General features: G+C 42.4%; 21 protein-coding genes and 2 pseudogenes. All 23 read left to right on the top strand.

What is annotated here, in order from left to right; all coding sequences use genetic code 11:
* Positions 1-50 precede the first annotated feature (50 nt).
* The 23 genes and pseudogenes from KZP23_RS16435 (at position 51) to KZP23_RS16540 (ending at position 26,378) form a co-directional block, all read left to right on the top strand.
* Positions 51-3,875, top strand: coding sequence for an efflux RND transporter permease subunit (locus KZP23_RS16435; protein WP_226332857.1), 3,825 nt, complete (start codon positions 51-53; stop codon positions 3,873-3,875).
* The gene (locus tag KZP23_RS16440; RefSeq protein WP_226332858.1) at positions 3,872-5,104 is read left to right on the top strand and encodes a TolC family protein; all 1,233 of its coding nucleotides are present in this window, start codon (positions 3,872-3,874) and stop codon (positions 5,102-5,104) included. The genes KZP23_RS16435 and KZP23_RS16440 overlap by 4 nt, the downstream gene beginning before the upstream one ends.
* 1 nt (position 5,105) lies before the next feature.
* The gene (locus tag KZP23_RS16445; RefSeq protein WP_226332859.1) at positions 5,106-6,896 is read left to right on the top strand and encodes an efflux RND transporter periplasmic adaptor subunit; all 1,791 of its coding nucleotides are present in this window, start codon (positions 5,106-5,108) and stop codon (positions 6,894-6,896) included.
* A 157-nt stretch (positions 6,897-7,053) separates the two neighbouring features.
* Positions 7,054-7,572 (top strand): DUF3347 domain-containing protein, encoded by a 519-nt coding sequence (locus KZP23_RS16450; RefSeq protein WP_226332860.1) that lies wholly within the window; start codon positions 7,054-7,056, stop codon positions 7,570-7,572.
* Positions 7,573-7,651: 79 nt separating this feature from the next.
* Entirely contained in the window at positions 7,652-8,104 is a 453-nt protein-coding gene (locus tag KZP23_RS16455) for a 5-fold beta-flower protein (protein ID WP_226332861.1), read from the top strand.
* A gap of 95 nt (positions 8,105-8,199) precedes the next feature.
* Positions 8,200-8,637 (top strand): hypothetical protein, encoded by a 438-nt coding sequence (locus tag KZP23_RS16460; RefSeq protein WP_226332863.1) that lies wholly within the window; start codon positions 8,200-8,202, stop codon positions 8,635-8,637.
* A 24-nt stretch (positions 8,638-8,661) separates the two neighbouring features.
* Positions 8,662-9,360, top strand: a complete 699-nt coding sequence (locus tag KZP23_RS16465) for a hypothetical protein (RefSeq protein ID WP_015266984.1) — start codon at positions 8,662-8,664, stop codon at positions 9,358-9,360.
* A gap of 19 nt (positions 9,361-9,379) precedes the next feature.
* Positions 9,380-9,556 (top strand): annotated as a pseudogene (locus KZP23_RS23160) (GDCCVxC domain-containing (seleno)protein); the annotation flags it as partial.
* 51 nt (positions 9,557-9,607) lie between these two features.
* On the top strand, positions 9,608-10,297 hold the full coding sequence (locus KZP23_RS16470) for a class I SAM-dependent methyltransferase (protein WP_226332865.1): 690 nt from the start codon (positions 9,608-9,610) through the stop codon (positions 10,295-10,297).
* Positions 10,298-10,308: 11 nt separating this feature from the next.
* Positions 10,309-12,651, top strand: a complete 2,343-nt coding sequence (locus KZP23_RS16475; RefSeq protein WP_226332866.1) for a multicopper oxidase domain-containing protein — start codon at positions 10,309-10,311, stop codon at positions 12,649-12,651.
* Positions 12,652-12,661: 10 nt separating this feature from the next.
* The gene (locus tag KZP23_RS16480; RefSeq protein WP_073094959.1) at positions 12,662-13,975 is read left to right on the top strand and encodes an APC family permease; all 1,314 of its coding nucleotides are present in this window, start codon (positions 12,662-12,664) and stop codon (positions 13,973-13,975) included.
* A complete protein-coding gene (locus KZP23_RS16485; protein WP_226332868.1) occupies positions 13,972-14,679 on the top strand; it encodes a PepSY domain-containing protein in 708 nt (235 codons plus the stop codon). The genes KZP23_RS16480 and KZP23_RS16485 overlap by 4 nt, the downstream gene beginning before the upstream one ends.
* Positions 14,679-15,266: pseudogene (locus KZP23_RS16490) on the top strand (DUF2911 domain-containing protein). The gene KZP23_RS16485 and the pseudogene KZP23_RS16490 overlap by 1 nt, the downstream one beginning before the upstream one ends.
* A gap of 18 nt (positions 15,267-15,284) precedes the next feature.
* Positions 15,285-17,336, top strand: a complete 2,052-nt coding sequence (locus tag KZP23_RS16495; protein WP_226332869.1) for a copper-translocating P-type ATPase — start codon at positions 15,285-15,287, stop codon at positions 17,334-17,336.
* A 125-nt stretch (positions 17,337-17,461) separates the two neighbouring features.
* On the top strand, positions 17,462-18,259 hold the full coding sequence (locus KZP23_RS16500) for an RteC domain-containing protein (protein ID WP_226332870.1): 798 nt from the start codon (positions 17,462-17,464) through the stop codon (positions 18,257-18,259).
* Positions 18,216-19,562 (top strand): hypothetical protein, encoded by a 1,347-nt coding sequence (locus KZP23_RS16505; protein ID WP_226332871.1) that lies wholly within the window; start codon positions 18,216-18,218, stop codon positions 19,560-19,562. The genes KZP23_RS16500 and KZP23_RS16505 overlap by 44 nt, the downstream gene beginning before the upstream one ends.
* A gap of 89 nt (positions 19,563-19,651) precedes the next feature.
* Positions 19,652-19,933, top strand: coding sequence for a helix-turn-helix domain-containing protein (locus KZP23_RS16510; RefSeq protein WP_226332872.1), 282 nt, complete (start codon positions 19,652-19,654; stop codon positions 19,931-19,933).
* A 15-nt stretch (positions 19,934-19,948) separates the two neighbouring features.
* Positions 19,949-20,710, top strand: coding sequence for a transcriptional regulator (locus tag KZP23_RS16515; protein ID WP_106565258.1), 762 nt, complete (start codon positions 19,949-19,951; stop codon positions 20,708-20,710).
* Positions 20,694-21,356 carry an AAA family ATPase gene (locus KZP23_RS16520; protein WP_226332873.1) on the top strand — a complete coding sequence of 221 codons (663 nt, stop codon included), beginning with the start codon at positions 20,694-20,696 and terminating at the stop codon, positions 21,354-21,356. The genes KZP23_RS16515 and KZP23_RS16520 overlap by 17 nt, the downstream gene beginning before the upstream one ends.
* Positions 21,357-21,424: 68 nt before the next feature.
* Complete coding sequence (locus KZP23_RS16525; RefSeq protein WP_073095123.1) at positions 21,425-21,637, top strand: helix-turn-helix transcriptional regulator; 213 nt, start codon at positions 21,425-21,427, stop codon at positions 21,635-21,637.
* Positions 21,634-22,920 carry a DNA methyltransferase gene (locus tag KZP23_RS16530; protein WP_073094952.1) on the top strand — a complete coding sequence of 429 codons (1,287 nt, stop codon included), beginning with the start codon at positions 21,634-21,636 and terminating at the stop codon, positions 22,918-22,920. The genes KZP23_RS16525 and KZP23_RS16530 overlap by 4 nt, the downstream gene beginning before the upstream one ends.
* A gap of 1 nt (position 22,921) precedes the next feature.
* Positions 22,922-25,126: a sensor histidine kinase gene (locus KZP23_RS16535; RefSeq protein ID WP_201430286.1), complete on the top strand. Its 2,205-nt coding sequence runs from the start codon at positions 22,922-22,924 to the stop codon at positions 25,124-25,126.
* Position 25,127: 1 nt separating this feature from the next.
* The gene (locus KZP23_RS16540) at positions 25,128-26,378 is read left to right on the top strand and encodes a hypothetical protein (RefSeq protein WP_226332874.1); all 1,251 of its coding nucleotides are present in this window, start codon (positions 25,128-25,130) and stop codon (positions 26,376-26,378) included.
* The last annotated feature ends 1 nt before the right edge of the window (position 26,379 follow it).

Below are 26,379 nucleotides of genomic sequence, written 5' to 3' on the forward strand. Positions count from 1 at the left end.
CATTATTGCTATGCCTTTTTAAATCAATTCAAAAGTTGAATGTAAATAACATGCTTAATAAAATCATTAAATACTTTCTTGAGAACAAGTTAGTTACCGTTCTCATCTTAATTGGCTTCATTGCCTGGGGCATTGTGACCGCCCCTTTCGGTTGGCAGATAGGTGCGTTACCTTCTGATCCCGTTCCGGTAGATGCTATTCCGGATATAGGAGAAAACCAACAGATTGTCTTTACCCAGTGGCAGGGCCGATCACCACAAGACATAGAAGACCAAATTTCCTATCCGCTGACTACCTATTTATTAGGTATTCCGGGCGTAAAATCTATACGGAGTTCTTCTATATTTGGCTTTTCCAGTATCTTCATCATTTTCAGTGAAGATGTAGAGTTTTACTGGTCACGTTCACGTATCCTTGAGAAACTAAGTTCCTTGCCTTCCGGCTTATTACCGGAAGGGGTTCAGCCCGCACTCGGGCCTGATGCCACTGCGCTGGGCCAGGTGTATTGGTATACCATTGAGGGCAGAGATAAGGATGGAAACCCTACGGGAGGATGGGATTTACACGAAATCCGTACCGTACAAGACTTCTACGTCAAATATGGATTAAACGCAACAGAAGGCGTTTCGGAAGTGGCTTCTATTGGTGGCTTTGTACAGGAATATCAGATTGATGTGAACCCTGATGCCCTTAAAGCCTATGATATCCCATTGCATAAAGTAATGCAGGCGGTACAGAAATCAAATAAAGACGTAGGGGCTAAAACCATTGAGATCAACCAGGCAGAATATCTGGTGCGTGGTTTGGGCTACATCAAAAAAGTAGAAGACATTGAAAAGGCCGTGGTGGCCGTTCAGGAAAATGTTCCCGTCCGTATTAAAGACATTGGTGTAGTCACCCTGGGGCCATCCACCCGTAGAGGTCTGTTGGATAAAGACGGTGCTGAAGTGGTAGGTGGAGTAGTGGTGGCGCGCTATGGGGCCAATCCCTTGCAGGTCATTAACAACGTCAAGGATAAGATCAAAGAAATAGCCCCGGGACTGCCGAAAAAAACGTTGGCAGATGGAAGGGAAAGCCAGCTGACCATTGTTCCGTTTTATGATCGTTCCGAGCTTATTTATGAAACATTGGGAACCCTGGAAGAAGCCATTTCGCTTCAGGTGCTCATTACCATTTTAGTAGTGATCGTGATGGTGTATAATCTCAGGGCTTCATTTCTCATTTCAAGTATCCTGCCGATTGCGGTATTAATGGTGTTTATCGCCATGCGCTATTTTGGTGTGGATGCCAATATAGTGGCCTTGTCTGGAATTGCCATTGCCATTGGTACGATGGTGGACTTGGGAGTTATACTTTCCGAAAATATTATCAAGCATATAGATGAAGCTCCTCCCGGTCAAAAACTGATAGATACCATTTATAATGGAGCTTCAGAAGTGGGTACCGCTATTCTCACCGCTGTTTCTACCACCATTGTCAGCTTCATTCCGGTCTTTACCATGCAAGCTGCTGAAGGAAAGCTCTTTGGACCTTTGGCATTCACCAAGACCTTTGCCCTGGTAGCTGCGCTGTTGGTGAGTCTATTGATCATGCCTACCTTGGCACATTGGTTCTTTGGATTCAAAATCAATAATAAGTTTCTTAAGAAATATGGTGGCTATGCATTAGTACTATTTGGAATTATAGGGCTCTTTACCGGTCAGGTATGGGGTGGAGTACTGCTGGTACTATTTGGTGCAATCGGAATTGTAAAGAATTTTTTTGACACTAAAAAGGAACGCTTTTCCAAGCCTGTATTATTTCTCTTCAATTATGCCGAGTTGATCATTGTACTTATTGGGGTAACCTGGCTTTTAGCTAAATATTGGCTACCACTAGGAGCTTCAAAGTCTCTGCTACTCAACTTTATTTTTGTGACCTTATTGGTAGGATTTATCCTGGGGTCGTTCACGCTTTTAGAATATTACTACAAATCTATATTAAAATGGTGCCTGGATAATAAAGTAACTTTTTTATTGATACCTACTTTCTTGATTTTGCTTGGCGCTAATGTTTGGTTGGGTTTTAATAGCATTTTCGGGTTTATTCCTAAAGCATTTGACAATCTCGGCTGGGATGTCCGGACAACTACAGTTTGGTCAGGCTTGACCCATACCTTCCCGGGTGTAGGAAAAGAATTTATGCCTTCCCTGGACGAAGGAAGTTTCCTGCTAATGCCAACATCCATGCCACATTCCGGTATTGAGTTCAACCGTAAAGTAGTTGGTCAGTTGGATATGCTCTTGACTAACATCCCGGAAGTAGAATTAACGGTAGGCAAATTAGGACGGGTAGAGTCTGCCCTTGATCCGGCACCTATTTCCATGTATGAAAACATCATCAACTATAAAACGGAGTACATGCTCAGTGAAAAAGGGCACAGGCTAAGGTTCAAAGTTGATAAGGAAGATCGCTTTATACTCAACAGCGGAGATAGCCTTTCTAACGAAGAAGCCATTAAGCGTGGGGTTACAACAGAGGAACTCATCCCTAATGATAACGGAAATTATTTCCGCAACTGGCGGCCACAAATAAAATCCCCGGATGATATCTGGAATGAAATCGTGAAGGTTACCAAAATACCGGGAGTTACCTCAGCACCTAAGTTACAGCCTATTGAAACCCGGCTGGTCATGCTTCAAACAGGCATGAGGGCTCCCATGGGTATCAAAGTCTATGGTCCTAATCTTAAAACTATTGAGGATTTTGGCCTTCAACTAGAGGAAGTACTAAAAAATGTTCCTTCTGTAAAAGAGGAAGCGGTGTTTGCTGATCGTATTGTGGGCAAACCTTATCTCCATCTCAACATCAACCGGGATGAGATTTCGCGCTATGGGCTGAATGTGGAAGATGTACAGCAGACCATTGAAACTGCCATTGGAGGAATGAAAATTACTTCTACCGTGGAAGGACGCGAACGTTTTCCGGTGAGGGTACGCTACCCGCGCGAACTCAGGGACGATCCCGAATCATTGGGTAAAATTCTTTTGCCTACACCTACAGGAGCACAGATACCAATTAGCCAGGTGGTGGACTTTGAGTATGTGAGGGGGCCACAGGCGATCAAAAGTGAGGAAACCTTTTTGGTGGGTTATGTACTATTTGACAAAAGGGACGGATACTCGGAAGTTGGAGTGGTCAATGATGCCGAGGCAGCTATTCAGGAAAGAATAGATACAGGTGATTTAGTCGTTCCTGCCGGGGTCAGCTACAAGTTCTCAGGAAGCTATGAAAATCAGGTAAGGGCTGAAAAGAGGCTTTCAATCATTGTTCCGTTGGTATTGGGTATCGTCTTCCTCATCCTTTACTTCCAATTTAAGTCTGTAGCGACTTCATTAATGGTGTTTACTGGTATTGCCATGGCATTTAGTGGAGGCTTTATCATGCTATGGTTGTATGGCCAGACCTGGTTTGCGGACTTCTCCCTTTTCGGTACGAATTTCCGAGACTTGTTCCAAATACATACTATCAATTTGAGCGTGGCTGTTTGGGTCGGGTTTATTGCCTTGTTTGGTATAGCCACTGATGATGGGGTATTAATGGCTACTTATTTAGATCAAAGTTTTAATCGTAATAAAACAGACAGTCTGAAAGGAATAAGAGCGGCAACAGTGGAAGCTGGTCAACGAAGAATAAAACCTGCCGTGATGACATCCGCCACCACCATCATTGCCTTGCTGCCTATACTTACCTCAACGGGTCGCGGAGCAGACATCATGATCCCAATGGCTATTCCAGCATTCGGAGGTATGTTCTTCGCAGCCGTCACCTACTTCATCGTGCCGGTTTTATACGCTATGAGGGAAGAAAGAAAATTTAAAAAGACACAACCATGAAGATTATTGTAAATATTGTAATACTTGTTTTTCTCGGAACCAGCGTAAGTCAGGCGCAGGTCCTGGATGACTATTTTAAAATAGCAGCGGAAAGCAATCCGGGATTACAGGCGAAATATCGGGAATTTGAAGCGGCCATACAGAAGGTGGAGCAGGTAAATACTTTACCGGACCCTAATTTCTCTTTTGGTTATTTCATTTCACCGGTGGAAACGAGGGTAGGACCACAAAAGGCAAGGTTTTCCCTAACGCAGATGTTCCCCTGGTTTGGAACGCTACGGGCACAGGGAAATGCCGCAGCTTTAATGGCGGAAGCAAAATATCAAGCCTTCTTAGACGCTCGGAATAGGTTGTATTACCAAGTGGCAGCGGCCTATTATCCGCTTTATGAACTTAATCAATGGAAAGAGATTGAGCGGGAGAATATTGAAATACTGGAGTCTTATAAAACCATTACCAACAAAAAGTTTGAAAATGGAGTGGGTACGATGGTTGACTTCTTGCGTGTGGATATTATGTTGAAAGACGCCACTACAAACCTTTCCATTCTGAACGATAAGGAAGCTCCTCTGCTGACCCGGTTTAATAAACTACTCAACAGAGAGGAGGACGCATTGGTAACCGTAGAGGATTCACTCGTTGCTCAAGCCTTGCCTGATAATTTCAGAAAGGACTCTTTGCTTACGAACAACCCTGTACTGGAAGAACTGGACTTAAAAATAGCCTCCAGTGAGGCAAGTGAGGAGGTCGCTTACAAACAAGGGCTTCCAAAATTTGGTGTAGGATTGGATTATGCTATTGTGGGAAACAGACCTGAAGTGGAACTTCCCGACAATGGTCAGGACATTCTAATGCCTATGGTTTCTGTCAGCATTCCCATTTTCAGGAGTAAATATAAAGCCGCTGTTAAAGAAGCACAGCTCATGCAGGAAAGCTATTCACTCCAAAAAAAGGACTTTGCCAATACCCTAACGTCAAACTACGAAATGGCCTGGTTTGAAATTCAACAACAGCAAGAATTGATTGAGCTATACGATCAACAAATTCAGGAATCCAATCAGGCTTTAAATCTATTATTTACGGCTTACAGTAATTCAGGAAATGAATTTGAAGAGGTACTGCGTATGCAACAGCAGCTCTTAAAATATGAAAAGATGAAGGCAACGGCCGCAACGCAGTACCAAATTGCCCTGGCCAAACTCAATTACTTAACTGCAAAAACATATTAAGATGAACACGAATAAAAAAATAGTAATCGTAGCACTGTCAACACTGGCAATAGGTTTATTGCTGGGTTGGTTGATTTTTGGTGGTTCATCATCCGAAAGTAAAATGGATGATGAGCACCAGCACACTACAGAAATAGCTGGCGAGACCGTGTGGACTTGCTCAATGCATCCTCAGATCCGTCAGAGTGAACCCGGAGACTGCCCTATCTGTGGCATGGACCTTATTCCTTTGGAGGATGATCAGAATGAAGTACTTGACCCTATGGCAGTAAGTATGTCGCCTACCGCCATGCAACTGGCTGATATCAGAACGGCTGCTGTAGGAACCATGGATCCGGTTAAGTCGGTTAGGCTGAACGGAAAGGTACAGGAAGATGAGCGACTGGTTTTTTCTCAGTCTTCCCATATACCGGGCAGGATAGAAAAGCTGATGGTCAATTTCACAGGTGAGTTCGTAAGGAAAGGGCAGGCCATTGCTTATATATACTCTCCAGATTTGGTTACTGCACAGGAGGAATTATTTGAAGCACAAAAAATTAAAGATACACAGCCGCAATTGTTTAATTCCGCCAAAGAAAAGCTCAAAAATTGGAAACTTTCCGACAGTCAGGTAGAGCAAATTCTCAAAGTGGGGACACCGAAAGAGGAATTTGCTGTTCAAGCTGATGTTTCGGGTTATGTAACTGAGAAAATGGTAAATCTGGGTGATTACATCCGAAAGGGAGAGGCTATTTATGAGATTGCAGACCTTTCAAAGGTATGGGTATTGTTTGATGTTTATGAATCGGATATGCCCTGGATCAAAAAAGGTGATAAGGTAAACTTTACAGTGGCCTCTCTACCGGGAGAGACATTTGAAGGTAAGATAACCTTCCTGGATCCTGTTATTGATCCTAAGACAAGAGTAGCAAAAGCAAGGGTAGAAGTGCCCAACAAAGACAATCAGCTAAAACCTGAAATGTTTGCATCCGGTACGGTAGAAGCTACATTGCCGAAAAAGTCAAATAACATAGTGGTTCCCAAAACTGCTGTTATGTGGACAGGCAAGCGTTCGGTAGTTTATGTAAAAAATACCACTAGTAGTGGAGTAAGTTTCATGATGCGTGATGTGACGCTTGGGCCGGGTTTAGGTGACAGCTTTATTGTGGAGAGTGGCCTTGAAGAAGGTGAAGAGATAGCAGTCAATGGCACCTTCAGCATTGATGCAGCAGCACAACTAAGCGGAAAGGCAAGCATGATGAATCCTGAAGGAGGCCCGGCAATGACAGGGCATAACCACGGGGGTATGGATACGCCAGCTTCGTCAGGCCAGGTCAAGAAAAAAGAGACTAAGCCAGTGTCAATTAGTCAGAAGGCGAAAGAAGCATTGCGGCCCCTTTATACTGAATACCTCAAATTTAAGGATGCCTTAACGGCTGATGAATTTGATCAGGCTCAAAAAGCCGCTTCTGATCTCAAAACAACACTGGATAAGGTGAATATGGCTGCTTTTACCGGTGAGTCACACAATGCTTGGATGAGTCATAGCAGCGACCTGAAAAATGCACTGCAACATGTTCAGCACCTTAAAACGATAGCCGAACTACGCACTACATTTCAGCAGGTATCTGAAGGAATGATTGCCATGACCAAAGCCTTTAAACCCATGGATCAGACACTGTACGTTCAGTTTTGCCCTATGGCAGATGATAATAAGGGAGCAAATTGGTTGAGTACCGAAGAGGAAATCCGCAATCCCTACTTTGGGGAATCTATGCTCACTTGTGGGGAGGTACAGGAAAATATCAAGTAAAATGAAAGAATGCTGTAAAACAGAGGATGAAAAAGCCCCTTCAAAATTAAAAATGTGGACTGGACGAATCGTCTGGGGTATCGTAATTCTCCTGGTGATTGGGATAGCCCTCATTCAAATGTTTAATCTTTAAAAAATCAATAAAATGAAAAGGGTAATGAGAAAAAAAACAGTTTTAATAATGGCTCTGGCTTTAGTAAGCTTTGGAGCATTTGCGCAACACGATCATGGGAATCATGATGACAAAAAGGAAATGGGCCAAAAAATGGATCCTATGTTCAAAAACAAAGATTTGGGCGTGGCTTACGGCCATTATATCCACCTGAAAGAAGCCCTGGTCGCTTCACAGATGAATGAGGCCAAAAAGGCTGCAACCAAACTGGAAGCGTCTTTAGGCTCCGAAGATAACTGGCAGGAAGCTAAGGCGGAGGCGGCAAAGGTGGTTTCAGCTACTACTTTGGATGACCAGCGAAAAGCCTTCGCTTCGTTGAGTAATGAAATGACCACTTTAGTGAAAGATGGTGAACTCTCAATGGGAGAAGTATACCTTGAGTATTGCCCCATGGCAAATAACAATTCAGGAGCCTACTGGCTTTCAAATCAGAAGGAAATCAAAAACCCATACTTCGGGGACAAAATGCTGAAGTGTGGGAGTGTAAAAGAGACAATAAACTAACACAAGTCCTAGTGCTATGGATTGGGTCAACTCATATGGTTAAGCCCGATCCTGACACCAGGCACAAACACAATGAGAAATGAAAAAGAACATCATTTTCAGCATCGCATTCCTTGGAGGAATGCTGCTGGCAGCACATGGGCTCTTGGCACAACCAAGTAGCAAGTTGGAACAACGCCTAATACACATCAATTCAAAAGGTGAGGTATCGGATGACCAGGGCACCAAGCTCGGGTACATCAGTAAAGAAGACATAGTCTTTAACAATCAGGGTCAAAAACTGGGCTTTATCAAAAATGGTAAAGTGTATGATGCCGAAGGTAATTCCCTAGGCAAAGCCAAAAAAGATGGACGCTATTACAACAACGATGGAGTCTTCATTTTGAGTACCAAAACGATGGGTGATAAATGTGAAATCCTGGATCTGGATGGTCACAAGAAAGGCACAGTTCATAAAAACTATAAACTTCATGCGTGTGCTTCCCACTGTTTCTTCTTGGAACAGGAAATGAAAAAAGAGGAAGATAAGTAAAAAGTAAAGCCCTGTTGGAGAGTGGCCTCTGTGCAGGTGTAGTCTTGCATGCTACACTGCCGCCACTCTTCCATCAGGCACCAAACAGAAAAGTCATGAAGAAGAAAAGCAACAAGGACAATTCCAAGACATCTACCCGGAATCTGGTATATGCCTACCTGACCATTGCGGCATTGTTAGTGACAGCCACAGCATTGGTGTACTGGATTAACTATCAGCAGCTAAAGCCTTCTGTCAGCTATATCCAGGATGAAATTGAGCGACCAGTTGAACCAAGCCTGGTATGTATGGTGAATGACGCCTTTATGGGGAAGCCACAAATCCCGGTACCGGTCAATGGCAAAACCTATTATGGTTGCTGTGAAATGTGCGTGGATAAGCTTAACAACCTGGAAAGCGCAAGGATCGCCATCGACCCTTTTAGTGGTAATCCGGTAGATAAATCAGAAGCATTTATAGTAGTGACTAACCCGCAAGGTGCAGTTGCCTACTTTGAATCAGAGGCCAATTACAACGCATTTAAGAAAAACTAAAAACAATCCTGTAACCCCAAATCTATGAAATTGACAATGAAAAATATTCTAAAAGCAGTTGTATTGGTACTATTCACCACAGCAACCCTATCGGCACATGACGGCCATAAAAACAAACAAGACAGTACCGCCCAACAGGCGGATACCGTGATGAATGCTCATTCCACCGGGGAAGAGCATAAAGACCACACCCATGCCAGCGAGGCAGACAGCCACGATTCACATCCACAAGATGCTCACTACGAAAAAAAGGTCACGGCTGATCTTGCGGACTTTCCCACAATCCATCCGTTAATTGTGCATTTCGCTATTGTATTGCTGATTGTGGGAGCCATTCTGGCGGTCGTCAACATCTTTTTCATCAAAAGGGAATTGGCGTGGACAGCATTCGCTATGGTGCTGGTAGGTTTTGTAGCTGCCTACTTAGCTGGCAGAAACTTCCATCCGCATACTCACGGACTAACAGAACATGCCAAGCTCGTATTGGAACAACACGACTTCTGGGCTGACTGGACAATCAATCTTGGGTTTATCGGCCTGCTGTTACAAGGGATCAATCTATTTATTTTCAAATCGAAAAGATGGGCAATGGCTATTGTGGCAGTTGTGCTATTGAGCGCAGCGTATGCTGTGGCACATGCAGGGCATTACGGAGCACAATTGGTACACATAGAAGGTGTAGGTCCGGAAGGTAAATTTTTAGAACTGGAGCATGACCACTAATTGACTTGAAATCACCAGTATGCCTGGGTTATTTTTTGATTCGGTACTTACCTGTCCGGTATGTGGCCAGCAGCAGGTTCGCAGAATACCTTATAACGAGCGGCAGGATAGCTTCATTTGTAAGGGATGCGAATGCGAGATTACTGTTCCGGGCGATCAATGCTGCATTTTTTGTGCATTCGGGTCACATAAATGCTTGGTCAGCCAAGGCTGGGAAAAATTAGAACAAAAACAATGGAGAGAAAAAATGAAAAACACAGACCATAAAAAAGAAAAGGAATTCATCCCTGCATTAAGCTATAATTTCCTTACCGGCCTTTATGATACCACCATAAGACTGACCATGCCTGAAAAGAAATTTAGAAGCGAACTAATAGACCGTTTAAAGCCCGAATCTCATGAGCAAATTTTTGAGTTTGGCTTTGGCACAGGGGCTAATCTGGCGATTGCCTCTTCACGGTCTCCCAACTCTTCATTTTTCGGATTAGACATTGACCCTAAAGTACGGGAGATTGCCTTTTCAAAGCTCAAAGACAAAGACATTCTGGTTGAACTCCAACTCTACAATGGGGGCATTTTTCCGTATGATGATGCTGTTTTTGACAAGGCCTACAGTTGTCTGGTATTTCATCAGTTAGATGATGAAACTAAAGCGCATTGTTTCAGTGAAATCTACCGGGTTCTAAAGCCCGGAGGCAAGCTCATCATTGGCGATTGGGGCAAGGCAAAGAACCGATGGATGCGCACAGTTTTTTACACCGTGCAGCTTCTGGACGGTTTCAAAACCACCACAGCCAATGTGAAGGGCTTGCTGCCGGATTACATCCGTGAGGCAGGGTTTTCGGATGTGCAGGAGACAGGCTTTATTAATACCAGGATCGGGTCATTTTGCTATTATGAGGGAACTAAATCATTGAAAATCAAAAATCAAATTTAATTACGGAAATCATGAACTTAAGATTCTACTATATTTTGACCATTTCTTTTTCGTTGCTTAGCCTGTCTACGAGGGCACAAAACCTCACTGAAAAATCAGTCGAAGGCAACACTGATAATCTTCCTGTAAGAGAATATGCCATTTCCATAAATGAGCTGGCAGTGAACAAGGCAGGCAAAGAAGTCATGGGAATGGCCATTAATGGCAGTGTCCCGGGACCCACACTTACTTTTACTGAAGGTGAATATGCCGTAATATATGTAAAAAACGAGATGGATGAAGAAACTTCCATTCACTGGCACGGTTTGTTGTTGCCAAATTTTTATGACGGGGTTCCTTACCTCACCACTCCGCCCATCGCGCCTGGGGAAACACAGAAGTACGAATTTCCCCTGAAACAAGCCGGTACCTATTGGTATCATTCACATACCATGCTGCAAGAGCAGAGTGGTGTTTTTGGCTCTATCGTCATCCATCCTAGAAAAGAAAACCTGGCCTATGACAAAGAGCTCGTTATAATACTTTCGGACTGGACGAATGAAAAGCCTATGAACGTACTCCGTTTTCTGAAACGAGGAACCGAATGGTACAACTGGCGAAAAGGTACGGCCACACCCCTCAACCGCGTTATTGCCAGAGGTGCAATGGGAGCCCAGTTAAATTTCTGGAGGCAGAGAATGGAAAGTGCAGACATTGCCGATATATATTACCCGGCCTTTTTAGTTAATGGTGAACAAGTTCAGGAATATTCCAATTTCAAACCCGGAGAAAAGGTTAGGCTTAGAATTATTAACGGGGCAGCTTCTACCTCGTTTTGGATGACGTTTGGTGGTGAAATGCCGACCTTAGTTGCGGCCGATGGACTAAATGTTGAGCCGGTCAAGCGCAATAAAACATTTATTGCCATTGCGGAGACCTACGATTTTATTGTAAGTATTCCGGAAAGTGGAAAGATGGAATTTCGGGCCACCGCTCAGGATGGTTCGGGAACAGCCTCTGCTTTTTTGGGCCAAGGTGAAGTTTTAGCAGCCGAAGATGTTCCCCGCCCTGATAAAATAGGGATGATGATGCAAATGGCAAAAATGGACATGCGCATGGGGGCTCCTGCCCTAAAATTTAATCCTAAAAAGGACGATCCCCAAAAAATGATGGAGAACTGGGGAATGCAAATGAAAGGCGACAAAAACCCGGATAATGATATGCCGGGTATGAATATGGCCGGAAATAAGGAAGAGGTCTCCCAAATGGATCATTCCTCAATGGATATATCTGATGATAAAAACTCCAAAATGGATCCGCCAAGTGCTCCCATGGCTGAAATGCCCGGGATGGAAAACATGGATATGTTTTCAGAATACAATTACAATTATCTGAAATCACCTGAAAAAACGGTTTATGGTAAGGATGTTCCAGTCAATGAAATCCTCCTCAATCTTACAGGGAATATGAACCGCTACATCTGGAGCATGAATGGTATTCCCCTATCTGAAACAGATAAAATAAAAATCAAAGAGCGGCAAATTACCCGAATCACACTTAACAACCTGACGATGATGCACCATCCCATGCACCTGCATGGTCATTTTTTCCGTGTCATCAACGAAAGCGGTGATTACTCGCCCCTGAAGCATACGGTGAATGTGCCACCCATGCAAAAAGTAACCATTGAGTTTTACGGGAACGAATATGGAGATTGGTTCTTTCATTGCCATATTCTCTATCATATGATGGGAGGTATGGCACGGGTAGTCAGCTATGATACACCGGAAGACCCTAGAATGAAACCCTTTCCAATTTCCAAACTGATTCACGAAACCAACCGCTTCTATAGTTGGGGAATGGCAGATGTTGCCTCACATAATACAACAGTCAATCTGACCACTTCAAACATTCGCAATCAATTCAATTTATCAATGGAATACGGATGGAATCAGAACCTGGAAGCTGAATTTTCTTATGAGTATTATCTGTACGATTATTTGAGGGTTTTTGGAGGTATTAATGTTGAGAATACCACCAGGAATAGTTTGGATGATATGAAGACAATTGCCGTGGCTGGTATCCGGTGGTTTACACCTTATATGTTCAATGTTGACCTAAGGATAGATAATGAGCTTCGGCCTAGAATTGGAATCGGTCGATCGCTGATGATATTTCCGAAGTTATCAATTTTTGGCTATTACGAATATCAAATTGATGCAGGATTGGTAAACGGTCTGGAGGCCGGCCAAAATTACAAAGAAGAAATTGTATGGAGTGCCGGTGCACAATACATGCTTTCTAAGAATTTTTCACTGATGACAAGCTATGACAACCGCTTCGGAGCAGGGGGCGGATTATCTGTCATGTTTTAATTAGGAAGTTATGGAAGAAAGTTATAAAAAAGGAAGTTTAAGTTTATTAGGATCAATTGCTTTAGGCACTGGTGTAATGATCGGTGCAGGAATCTTTGCATTATTGGGCCAGGTGGCTGAACTGTCAGGGACCTGGTTTCCTTACATTTTCGTTTTGGGAGCTCTCATTTCAGCATTTAGTGCTTACTCCTACATCAAAGTTTCAAATACGTATCCTTCGGCTGGGGGGATAGCCATGATTTTGAAAAAAGCTTATGGTAAATCAACAATAACAGCTTCTGCATCATTATTAATGGCACTATCCATGGTAATCAACGAAAGCCTGGTTGCCAGAACTTTTGGCTCTTATACCCTACAACTGTTCGAAGTTGAAAACAAGGAACTTTGGATTCCCATATTGGGTGTTGCTCTTTTGGTTAGCGCTTTTTTGATTAACATATCTGGCAACAAGCTGATAGGAAAGTCATCACAGTTCATGTCATTTATCAAAATTATCGGAATTCTGATTTTTGCCATAGGAGCTCTCTGGGCAGTGGGTTTTTCTCTGGAAGGGTTGATACCAAAAGCCATCAAAAACACTGATTATTCAGCAACCAGTTATATTGGGGCTTTAGCACTTTCCATTTTGGCCTACAAAGGATTCACTACAATAACTAATAGTGGTGGCGAAATTACAGAACCTCAAAAAAATGTTGGCCTGTCTATTATTATTTCTTTGTTGATATGCACAGTGGTGTATTTTCTGGTTGCTTTCGCTGTAAACTCAAGCCTTACAATCTCTGAAATTATTCAAGCCAAAGATTACTCCCTTGCTGAAGCTGCCAGACCTGCTTTTGGAGATTTTGGTCTTCATTTTACCGTTGCTATTGCCATAATAGCTACTATTTCGGGAGTGATTGCCAGCATTTTTGCAGTCTCTCGTATGACGGCTATGCTTACAGATATGGAACTTATTCCACATAGTCATTTGGGCATGTCAGGCCGAATACAGAAGCATATGTTGGTGTATGTGGTGTTTATCGCTATCATCCTGACTATTTTCTTTGATCTGTCCAGAATTGCTTCCATAGGAGCCATTTTTTATTTGGTGATGGACATCATTATTCATTGGGGTGTATATAAGTATTTGAGGAAAGAGGTGAAAGCCAATGGAACAATTGTACTCACAGCGATGGTGTTGGATTTCATCGTATTGGCAGCTTTCTTATGGATCAAGGCATCATCTGACCTTTTGGTTCTTATTGTTTCTGCATCTGTGATGCTAATAGTTTTTGCAGGTGAAAAATGGTTCTTAAGTCGAGCAGATAAATCTACCCAAAAATGAAACGAAACTACTACATCCGAAAAACACACCGGTATCTGGGGATTTTTATAGGCATTCAGTTTATTGGGTGGACGGTCAGCGGCCTCTATTTCAGTTGGACGGATATTGACGAAATCCATGGAGACCAGTTCCACCATGAGCATGTCACGACCCATTCACCCCGGAACCTGATCAGTCCGGCACAATTGGATTCAACGCGTGGTATTTCATCCCTTGAGCTTCGCTACATCAATCACCAACCGCATTATTGGGTCAACGATAGTCTGCTCTACAATGCCCAGACCGGACAAATCAAAAAGGGCATAACCGAAACGGAGGCGGTCGAAATCGCACAGAACCATCTTGTAAAAAACCTGGAAATCCTGAAAACAGAATGGATTACTGAAACCGACAACCATCATGAATACCGTGGCAGGCCGCTACCAGCCTGGGCTGTCCACTTTGATCATCCCGAAAAACTGGTAGCGTACATTGATGCCTCCAATGGCCGCTTTGAGCGGGTAAGGCACAACAGTTGGCGTTGGTTCGATTTTCTCTGGATGTTTCACACCATGGATTATGCCGGGCGGGACAACTTTAACAATTGGCTGCTCAGGGCATTTTCAGTCTTTGGCCTTTTTACAGTGCTATCAGGCTTTACACTTTACGCAGTATCCTCTAAAACTTTCTTAAAAACCACTTCAAAACTTAAAAAGAATAAATGATGAACAAACTAATTTACACACTTGCACTGGGATTGCTGATCGTATCCTGCCAAAACAAAAAAGGTGAAAATGGTGGTCACGAACACCATCAGCCGGAAGCCGCAACCTCTACGGTCGACCAATCGGATAATTCGAAAAAGAGCATCCCTCAGGAAGCGCATGGCAATGTGGGTGATGCCCACGTTTCTGTGTACTACCACTCACCTGCGGTTCGAAGTAGGGTCATTTGGGGCGGCCTGGTACCTTTTGACGAAGTTTGGGTTGCGGGTGCCCACAGTGCCACCAGCATAGAATTTTCCAAAGCAATCGAGATAGAAGGTACGACCATACCCAAAGGGAAATATGCATTCTTTACTATCCCCGGACAGGAACGCTGGACGTTGATCCTAAACAAAAACTAGGAGCAGCACCTTGCTGATGATTACGATCAGGCAGAGGATATTATCAGGATCGAGGTAACACCTGAAACAGAAATGCCGCTATCAGAACGGCTTACTTATACCATTGAAGACAAAAGAGAGGGTTCGGGCGCTATCCGCATGTCTTGGGAAAAGCTAAGTGTTTCCCTTCCATTTAAAACAGATTAACCACTAAAATTTTTACTCATGGAAAAGCATAATCACGAACATCACAAGCACCATCACCACGATGATGACCACCAAAAGAGCCAATCATCAGATGATCAAACCGTCAACAAATCAGACCATCAGCATGGACACCACGACCATCATGCCATGATGATCGATGATTTCAAGAAGCGTTTTTGGATTTCTCTGGTGCTCACGGTACCGATCCTGGCATTATCTCACATGATCCAGCAATTACTGGGATTTGAGCTGACCTTTTTTGGTGATCAGTACTTCCTTTTTGGGCTTTCCACTATTGTCTTCTTTTATGGGGGCTGGCCTTTTCTTAAAGGACTTTGGGATGAGCTAAAAGACAAAAAACCGGGTATGATGACCCTGATCGCAGTGGCCATTACCGTGGCTTACGTATACAGCTCGGCAGTGGTTTTTGGTTTGGAGGGAATGGACTTCTTCTGGGAGTTGGCGACACTGATTGTCATCATGCTGCTAGGGCACTGGATCGAGATGAAATCAGTAATGGGAGCATCGAAGGCTCTCGAATTATTAGTACAGATGATGCCGTCCGAGGCGCATTTGGTACAGGGTGACGATATCAAGGACATCAAAGTGGATGAACTGAAAAAGGAGAATATCATCCTGATAAAAGCCAATGAGAAAATACCTGCGGACGGCATAGTGGTGGATGGTGAAAGTCACCTTGACGAAAGCATGCTCACAGGTGAAAGCAAGCCGGTGAAAAAGACCAAAGGAGACCAGGTAATTGGCGGCTCTGTAAACGGCAGTCAATCCATCAAGGTAAAGGTGTCCAAAACCGGCAAAGAAAGCTACCTAAACAAAGTGATCACCTTGGTGGAAGAGGCTCAGAAAGCCAAATCCAAAACCCAAAATCTGGCCAATGTTGCCGCAAGATGGCTCACTTTCATCGCCATTGGTGCGGGTACTATTACGTTGTTTACCTGGATCAGCTTGGGTAAGCCTTTAGATTTTGCATTGGAACGAATGGTGACCGTCATGGTTATATCCTGTCCACATGCGTTGGGTTTGGCCATACCACTAGTTGTAGCCATTTCCACTGCTGTTTCAGCAGGAAAAGGCTTGCTGATCCGCAACCGTACTGCTTTTGAAAATGCCCGGAAGATTACCGCAATGGTGTTTGACAAAACAGGCACGTTGACCGAAGGCAAATTTGGTGTCTCACGATATGAGAGCCTTTCTGATGATATGAACAAAAATGAACTGCTGTCCTTTGCCGCTTCGCTGGAGCAGCAATCGGAGCACCCAATTGCACAAGGCATTGTGAAAGCAGCGAAAGAGGCAGGCCTGGCATTGAAAAAGGTAGAAAATTTTGAATCATTAACGGCCAAGGGCATTCAAGGCAAGATCGAGGGACAAAATTGGAAAGTAGTCAGCCCCGGCTACCTGAAAGAAAACGACATAAATATCCCCGATCAGGCAGGATCTGATGAGGCAGAAACCATCGTGTATGTGCTGCAAGAGAATCTAATAATAGGCTTCATAGCCTTGTCCGACCAAATCAGGGAAGAAAGCCCTAAAGCCATCGAAACGCTTCGGGAAAAAGGCATGAAGCTATACATGGCTACCGGGGACAATGAGAAAACCGCCAAGGCAGTCAGTGAAAAACTCGGGCTGGATGGCTACTACAGTGAGGTACTGCCCCATCAAAAAGTGGAAATCATCAAGAAACTCCAAAAAGAAGGCCACTTTGTAGCCATGACGGGTGATGGTGTGAATGACGCCCCTGCACTGGCACAGGCTAATGTGGGTATTGCAGTAGGTTCCGGTACCGATGTGGCTGCTGAGACAGCCGACATCATATTGGTCAACAGCAACCCAAAGGACATTGCCAATCTGGTACTATTTGGCAGAGCCACCTACAACAAGATGATCCAGAACCTCGCCTGGGCAACAGGCTATAACGCTATCGCATTGCCACTGGCCACAGGCTTTATTCCAGGCCTGGTGATCAGTCCTGCTATAGGCGCAGTATTCATGAGCCTGAGTACGGTCATAGTGGCCATCAATGCGCAATTGCTGAAAAAGAAAAGCTGAGAGCATATCCCCTTCCGCTGTGGAAGGGGATTTTACTGAAATACTATGCGAAAAATGAAACTTTCTATCATTCAAATTTGGAGGAGTATTTATTAAAATATGCAGAATTAGAAGATAAGCTTCGAATGATTGATCTAGAAGAGGACAACATTCTCAAAAAATCAGAGCAAAGCTTTCAAATAGCCCTTCAGGCAATTAATCAATTGAGAGATGATTTGAAGGGTGATCTGTTGCGTTCACAAACCGATGAAATCTACTTTTTCAAGGAGATCAAACCGAAATTCGTTAGTAAGCTCATCTACCACCTCAGCGTATTCAATATTGAAACCAATAAACCCAACGGAGGAATCAAGGTAAAACGTAAATACTATCAGAATGAGCTGGACAAGCTCAAACGGTATTTTGATAATAACCTGGAATTTTACCGCTATTACCGTACCCACAGCAACTACCTGGACCACAAGTATTTTGTCCGTGGCAAGCAAGATCTCCGCTTAACCCTTGATTCATTTTTTTTCGAGACTGATCCAAATTTCTCTACCAGCCACGATTTCAAGGTTTCTAACATTCTCGCAAATGACTTGCTCAATGTCTATCTGGAAGATGAGTTGAACAAGCTGAGCTTGACAGATTTAAACAACGGAAAATCACAAGTCGAACCGAAGGTGAAAATGACATGGACAGACTCCAAAGTAGCGTTGATTGAGCTGATGTACGCCCTCCATGCCCGTGGGGTTTTTAACCATGGTAGAGCAGACTTGAAAGAAATTTCCAAATGCATGGAAGACACTTTTGGAGTTGATTTAGGACAATACCACCGTACATTCCTCGAAATACGTATCAGAAAGACGGGAAGGACGAAATTCCTCGATTCCCTGCATGAAAGCCTTATCCGCAGAATGGATGAAGCTGATGAGAAATAACGCCATCAATTCATTATATTCAAAGATGGATATTAAACTAGAAACCACCAGAGGCTACTACAACCCCTCATTTTTAAAACTGACTGTAAACGCAGATTGTGATTTATCCAATCTCAATCTGCTAAACAAAGCTCACTTTTCCACTTTTTACCATGAATACATTCATTTTCTTCAAGACTTAACAACCACCTTCGGTGTTACAAATGCTGCAATAATTGCCAATCGCCTTAGGTTCTATAATGAGCAGTTTAGAAATTCCCCAGACCAATTTGTTAAAGTAAAAATCCCTTTGATTGATCAAAATGGAGCCAACTCAAAGTTGAATGCCGAACTACAGAATCTATATCAGGGAACAGGGAATTTGAGATCTGGAGTTCAAGACCTCCACATTCTTTCCGTAGCTATTTGTGATTCTAACATTTTTCTTCCCGACCCTTTCTCGAAGTATGCTAAGGGGGTTCGTGTCTGTATTGACTTAAATGGATCGACCGAAACTCTTCAATTTGGAGGGATATGTATCCTGGAGAATATTGCTCACATTCTGCAAGAAAAGTTTTTTGGAGAAACCCATCACCCGTCCTGGCCTTATAGAGCAGCAGAATATGTTGCTTTACACATTCATCCTCAGTTTGCCTCTAGTTTGGAAAACGTACTGGCATTGTGTGAAGCATCACTTATGTCAATGCATTCAGGAGAAACTTTTGTTTCAATGCTGGAAATCATGAAGGCACAAAAATACTTGCCTGAAAACGCCAGTGATGTATATGATTTTGTCCTACGCAATGTGTCGGCTGATTCAAAGTCACTGATTGAGATTTTTCAGTTCCAGGCTAAAAAAGCAAAGGAACTATTAGGTGGCTACTTTACTACTGATGTGTACTTGGCTGAAAAAAAATGGTTAGATGAGATTTTATCACAAGGTGAATCAATAAGGCTGAAGAACTTAGGTTTGTTTTTAGAGATGTTTCGCCAACACACTATGCCTTCAGCCAAGTTCATTGAGGTATTCGGCAAATTAGGTACACCGTTCATGATGAATATCAATGGTGATGCTTGGTTTCACCCTCCACAAGCTATCACTCAAGAAAACATCCAACCTGATAGACTTGCCGCCATTATGGAAATATTCAACCTCTTTGAAAATGGAACTAATAAGTGCGATTTGAAGCATTTCTGTATGATCAATGTAAATGTGGATGAAAGATGCAATTGCTCTCCCTGGAAGAGGTGGAACGATTCTGAAGTGTGCGCTTATGGAGCTCTATGGAAAACTTGGGGATTATTTGAAAAAGAGCCTATTTAACAAAAAATCTTTCCCAACTTCGGTTTGCCTTGTGAATAAAACCCACTAAACGGGAACATCTTCGCTGTTCAATCAACATTTGTTAAGATATGGCAGCAGAAGTAATTACCACGGACGACCTTCGTGAGTTCAAGATCGAACTCCTGGAAGATCTCAAAAGGCTACTCAAAGAACCCTCAGGCCAGCCTTCCAAGAAATGGCTGAAGTCCTATGAAGTGCGTAAGCTATTGGGTATTTCACCCGGCACCTTGCAGAACCTGCGGGTGAACGGCACATTGCCTTTTACCAAGATCGGGGGCGTAATCTATTATGACTATACGGACATTCAGTCCATGCTTCAGTCCAACAAGTTTCAGAACCGCTTGAGGTAAAGCACATGGCCGGGCATGAACTACATCAGGCACCTTTCCGCAGCGTTCCAGCAGATGGATGCAGATACCAGGCTCACGCCCTACCATATCAGTCTGTATATGGCCTTGTTCAGGCGGTGGAACCTCAACTTTTTCAAGAACCCGATATCCGTGTCCCGGGACGAGTTGATGAGGTTGTCAAAAATCGGTTCGGTGAACACCTACACCAAGTGTCTGAAACAGTTGGATCAATTCGGGTATATCCGTTATGAACCGTCATACAATCCGCATCGGGGCAGCCTCATTTACCTGTACAGTTTTGATAAAGGTGATGATAAGGGTACTGATACAGGCAGTGAAATAGCTGTGAGACCTTATACAAACAATACAAACCCTTTAAACTATGAAAACGAAACAAACTTGGGTAAGCGAGCTAAAAATTTTGAGACAAGTTCAAATGATTCGGAAATGAAGAAAGAGAAAAGTTCCGCTAAAAGAGAAAGAATGACCGGCTATGGCCCGGAAATTCCACCTCTGGAAGAACATGTCAAAATCTACTTTGATGAAAAAGGCTATCCATCCGTGGAGGCTGAGAAGTTTTATAATTACTTCCAAAGCAATGGCTGGCTGGTAGGTGGCCGCTCCAAGATGAAAGACTGGAAAGCAGCCGCCCGCAACTGGATGCTGAACGCTCAAAAATTCAATACCTATGCAAAAGATCAGCGAAACCATCAGCCACGTCCTAAACCCGGAAACCTCCACTCAGGAACCGGCAAAGACTATGGCGAGCCACTCTAAGTCTTGCTCAGAGAGTGTTCAAAGCAACATCATCCAATTCGACAAATGCCTTGAATTTCTGGAGAAAGCAGGCAAGGCCTACACCAGTCCAAAATTCCGGATATGGAAGGAAGACCACTTGATTATATTCAAACTTCTGGTCTACTTCTACCAGGACAAACCCAATGCTGAAAAGCACGGCATTGACTTACACAAAGGCATCCTGCTGACCGGTCCGGTCGGTTGTGGCAAAACCTCCCTGATGACCCTGCTTCGCTTCATGCTCGCACCCAAAGAACAGTACATTATCAAATCCGCTCGTGACATCACCCTGGAATTCATACAGGACGGCTATCCAGTTATCAACAAATATTCTAAGTCAGCCTTTCAGCAAACAGGTGGAGAGCTGGCCCCAAAAGCGTTTTGCTTCGATGATTTAGGTGTAGAATCAAACATCAAATATTATGGAAATGAAACAAATGTGATGGCCGAAATCCTCCTCAGTCGCTACGACATGTTCATTAGCCGGCACATGATCACACACGCCACCACCAACCTTTCTGCCAGCGAAATTGAAAACTGCTATGGAAATCGGGTTAGAAGCAGATTAAGGGAGATGATGAACGTGATTGCTTTTGAGAAGGAAGCGAAGGATAAGAGGGTGTGAGCAGATTATTTGGCATTTACTTGGCGGTTTCATTTAACTCAATATATTTGCATGAGATGCTAATCAATATGAGCAAAATAGCAATAAATCGTCTTAAAGTAGTTTTAGCAGAGCTAAACCGAACAAACAAGTGGCTGTCAGAGCAGTTGGGCAAAAGTGAATCCACAGTATCCCGTTGGTGTACCAATGAGATTCAGCCCTCTCTCGAAACCCTTCATCAGGTTGCTAAAGTACTCAACGTTGATATCCGTGACTTATTAAATCCAACTAAACGAAAATGACTACTGCCATACATAATCCTATTACCGATATTAGACGAAAGTTCCAGGAAATCCCTGTTAGCCCAGAATGGTGCTTCAAAAACGTGCGTTCAACTGAACAGTGGACACATGGGTATCATCGATACCCTGCAAAATTTCTACCGAATCTTGTGAAAAAGCTTATAGAGGATTACACAGATCAGAATGATTTGGTTGCGGATCTCTTTGCAGGATGCGGAACCACTCTTGTAGAAGCCAAAGTTCATGGCCGGGCTTCTATTGGAGTAGATATTAACCCTGTAGCCATTTTGATTACTCAGGCAAAGACGACTCCTATACACCCTGATGAGCTACAACGTACAACCCAAAAAGTCTTCAATAAAATCGAGAAATTCAGTGGCTTTGAATCGAAAACTCTCAAGCTTCATGAAAGAATCGATTATTGGTTTTTTCCCGAACACAAGCAAAAGATAGCATTCTTATATCAACAAGTATTAGAAGAGCAAAATACATCAATCAGAGACTTCTTTCTTGTAGCTCTGTCAAACATCCTAAAGAATTGTTCAAAATGGTTACAATCAAGCACTAAGCCCCAAGTTGACCCTAAAAAGAGTCCTGTTGATCCGTTCAAAGCATTTCGCATCCAGGTTAATCAAATGGCCAGGAAGAATAAAGAGTTCTATGAACAGCTTGAGACCAGCCATTTTATCACGACAAAATGTGAAATAAAACTTGAAGATGCTAGAAATACGAGCATACCTTCAAACAGTGTTGGAGCAATTATTACTTCTCCCCCATATGTCACCTCCTACGAGTACGCTGATATCCATCAACTCACGGGATATTGGTATGAATATATAACAGATCTGTACGGATTTAGAAAGGGGTTCATCGGAACTTTTTATTCTCTGAATCAAGAGACTAGTACACCATCATTTATAGGACAGGAAATAGTTAATAATCTGCTTGAAATGGACAAGCGCACAGCAAAAGAAGTTGCTAATTATTTCAACGATATGCTTTCAGTAGGAAAGGAAATGTTCCGGGTACTACGGGCTGGAGGTCACGCTTGTATTGTGATCGGTAATACGACATTGATGGATGTGAAAATTAAATCATCTGAAGTCTTTGCAGAAATCCTCACCATGCAAGGTTTTGAGATTGTAGATATCATTAAGCGCTCTATTCCAAACAAATTGATCCCTACAATACGAGATAAAAAGTCTGGTAGATTTTCAAAGTTGGATAATAAGAATAGCAAACTGGTTTATCCTGAGGAGTACATTTTAATAGCAAGAAAGTAATATGGCAATAATAAAGTCAGGTGAGACCCCATTTCAGGCGTATGCCCGTCTGATTAGCGTATTAGGTGACCAGCTTATCAGTGATAAATGGGTAGGAGTAATTGAATTGGTGAAGAACAGCTACGATGCTGATGCAGAGAAAGTAATTGTAAGATTTTTGAATTTTGACAATCCTAGTGCTTCTGCAAAGCCAACAATAGAAATTGAGGATGACGGACATGGTATGAATATCGATACCATACTGGATGTCTGGATGAAGCCAGCTACACCAAACAAACTCAACAAAAAAAAGGCTGGTGACAAAAGATTCACTGAAAAGGGCCGGGTAATGCAAGGGGATAAAGGAGTTGGTCGCTTTGCGATTTATAAGCTTGGGGATTATGTTGAGGTTTACAGTAAGACTAAATCAACTGGTGAAGTAAAATTGACATTGGACTTTCATGATTATGCAGATGATGAGTTCAAGGAAAGTGAACATCAAGACAAGTATTTACATGAGATTTTGAATAAATGGGAAGTCAACGATAAGCCTGAAAAAATCATTAATGCTAAAGAACAAGGTACACTTATCAGAATCTCTGATATTAGGAGTGATTGGAAGTTTGAGGATTTAATAAAACTAGATAAGGCTTTTTTCAGAATGAAACCGCCTAAGCTACCTGGGCTAAGCATTCCAGAAGACTTCCAATATGAAGTTATCTGGGATCACCGGAAACCGCCAAAAACTTATAAAAGGTTTGATGAAATTTCTGATTTGGCACCTTATTATTTTGAAGGAATGCTTGATAGCCATGGCAATTTAGATGCAATCTATACGCATAACAAATCGACAGTTAATATCCAATTTAATCTATTTGAAGATGAATTGGACATTATATCATCTGGAATAAGGAGCTTAAAAGCCTATAGAGATCAATTTCTCAAATACGATAAGAAGGAAATCGTAGAAATCCGTAAGCCGGAAATTGGTGGTTTTATGTTTTTCTTCTATGCCTATGATTTACGTGATCCAGCATTGACAAAAGACGAGATTGAGTTTCTGAAGGAAACTTCAGTTTACTTATATCGAGACAATATTAGGGTATATCCTTACGGTGAGATTGGTGATGATTGGCTCAAGCTAAGTAAATCAAGGGGAGAGTTGAAGGCAGGTGATTATTTTACATATAATGATCTTCTTGGTTTTGTTTTTATTACTCAAGATGAGAACCCAAAACTCCGTGATGCAGCTGACAGAGAAGGTTTGATGAATATCAATGGAGCTAAGGACGACTTTATAGCACTAGTTCAGACCGTTCTAAAAGTCATGAAAACAAAGGTCGACATTGACCGCAAAAAGGAGGAATTAAAAAAGCAGAAGGCAATAAAATCCCTCAGCAAATCTTATGAAGAAAGTTACAACACCCTTCAAAAGAAACTGCTAGAATATGATGATGCAGAATTAATTGACCGCTCTAAGAAATTCTTCAATGCCACCAACAATCTGATACAAAAGGTTCGTGAGGACTTGAAAATCACCCAAGAATTGGCCGGTACCGGCATGGCTGTCGAAAAGGCAACCCACGATACCATGTCACTCTTGAAAAGGTTGAAAGTCAATACTGAAGATTTTGTCAATCGCTTTGATAAAGGGAAAATACAATCCAAGGAACTCAGGGATTTTTTAGTAGAGCTTCAGGAAAACTTAGAGTTTCTGTACCAGGAGTTGCAGGTACTCCAGCCACTGTTTCGGGTGGCCAGAAAAGTAACCAAGGATGTAAGCGTCCGAAATGTTACCGAGAGGGTTATCAAATATTTCAGGAAAGAGCTTGAAGGAAAGATCAAGGTGAATCTAGATTCCAATAAGGACATAGTGGTAAAGACGAATACAGGACTAATTCTTCAAGTCATCCTCAACCTCATGGATAACTCCATTTATTGGCTGGAGCAATTATCAGATAAGGACAAACAGATTAGTATTGTTTTTAATGAAGATGATAACACTGTAATTTTTGCCGATACTGGCCCTGGCATTCCAGAGGATATAGAAGATCTGATATTCACAGAATTTTATACAAAGAAATCTGAAGGCAGGGGATTGGGCCTATACATCGTCAAAGAGTTACTTGATAGGATTGATGCTGAAATTTCCCTCATAACCAACCCCAATTTAAGAATTCTAAAGGGAGCCAATTTCATCATTAAGTTTAAAAAAGAAGAAAAGTAGCATGGAAGGAGTTGTTTTATTTGCTGACGATCATATCTACTCAGAAAACCGCCCTGAGAGAGCTTTATTTGAATCTTTACGGTCGGATCTTCCGGTACTAGGTGTTCAATCATTAGAGCTTGCCAGCAAGGCAGTCCAATCAATTGGCACCTTTAGCGCAGTTGTTTTAGATTGGCAATATTCCCAAGATGATAGTTTTGAGGACATTGCCGAGGAATTAGGGGCTGGAAAAATATCAATTACAACTGCACAAAAAGAAGATGCTGCATACGACTTTCTTTTAACCAACAATTTTTATTCACTCATTTATATCTTCTCAGAAAAGGATATAGAAGAAACCTATGGTCAGGCTCTTCGTGAGAAATTTGGCAATAGGATTATTATCGAAAAGAAGGATGAGAATTTCACTACGGATAGAGTGTCTGAATTCAAAAAGAAAATATTGCAAGGCATTGATGAATGGAAGGAATCTAATAAAAATCTATCCTTACCTCTTAAATGGACAGTTGCAATTAATGAATCAATCCAGCAAATATTCAAAGAGCTTTCCGAGGCTGAAAAGGATTGGATATTAGAAATTTATAAATCAGCGCAAGGTGACGGAGTTGATCCTGAACTTTTTGTCATAGAACTTTTACAGTTGATACTCTCTGAGTCCTTGGTTCAAAACGCAGGTTTAATTGAAGCATTAAAAAATGAAGGTGATCGACAAATTGAAACAAATGACTCGGATGACAAGAAAAAGTCATTATCTAAACTGTTCAGCCGACTACACTACTCTGAACTTAAACCTGACGCTCCATTGATGACAGGAGATATTTGTGAAATAGAGGACAATGTGTTTGGCATAATAATTACCCCAGAATGTGACATAAAAAAAGTAAAGACCAACAAGGAATTGAGCTTCGATCTTTTAAAGTTTTCCCACAACTCACTTGAAGAGATACTTAAGCTGGATCACGTGAAGAAAAATAAAAAGAGTATTTTCTTTCAGGTCATGCAAAGTCTTCACTTTTTTCCTTCTCTGCCTCTATTATCAGATGATCTTAATAAGGGTTGTGTCATTGATTTTACAACCGATTCTATCAAGATCAATTCGAAAACCCTTCAGGAACGAATAAAAATTAGACCAAGAAAATTCAAGGTAAATTCTCCTTTCATTCAACAGCTTAGGCAACGATACATCTCACACCTTGGAAGGGTGGGTACGCCCGCTGTTCATACATTGGTGAGAGATTGGAATATAAATTGAA

The organism is Echinicola marina (assembly GCF_020463795.1).
In the GTDB taxonomy this organism is placed as follows: Bacteria; Bacteroidota; Bacteroidia; order Cytophagales; family Cyclobacteriaceae; genus Echinicola; species Echinicola marina.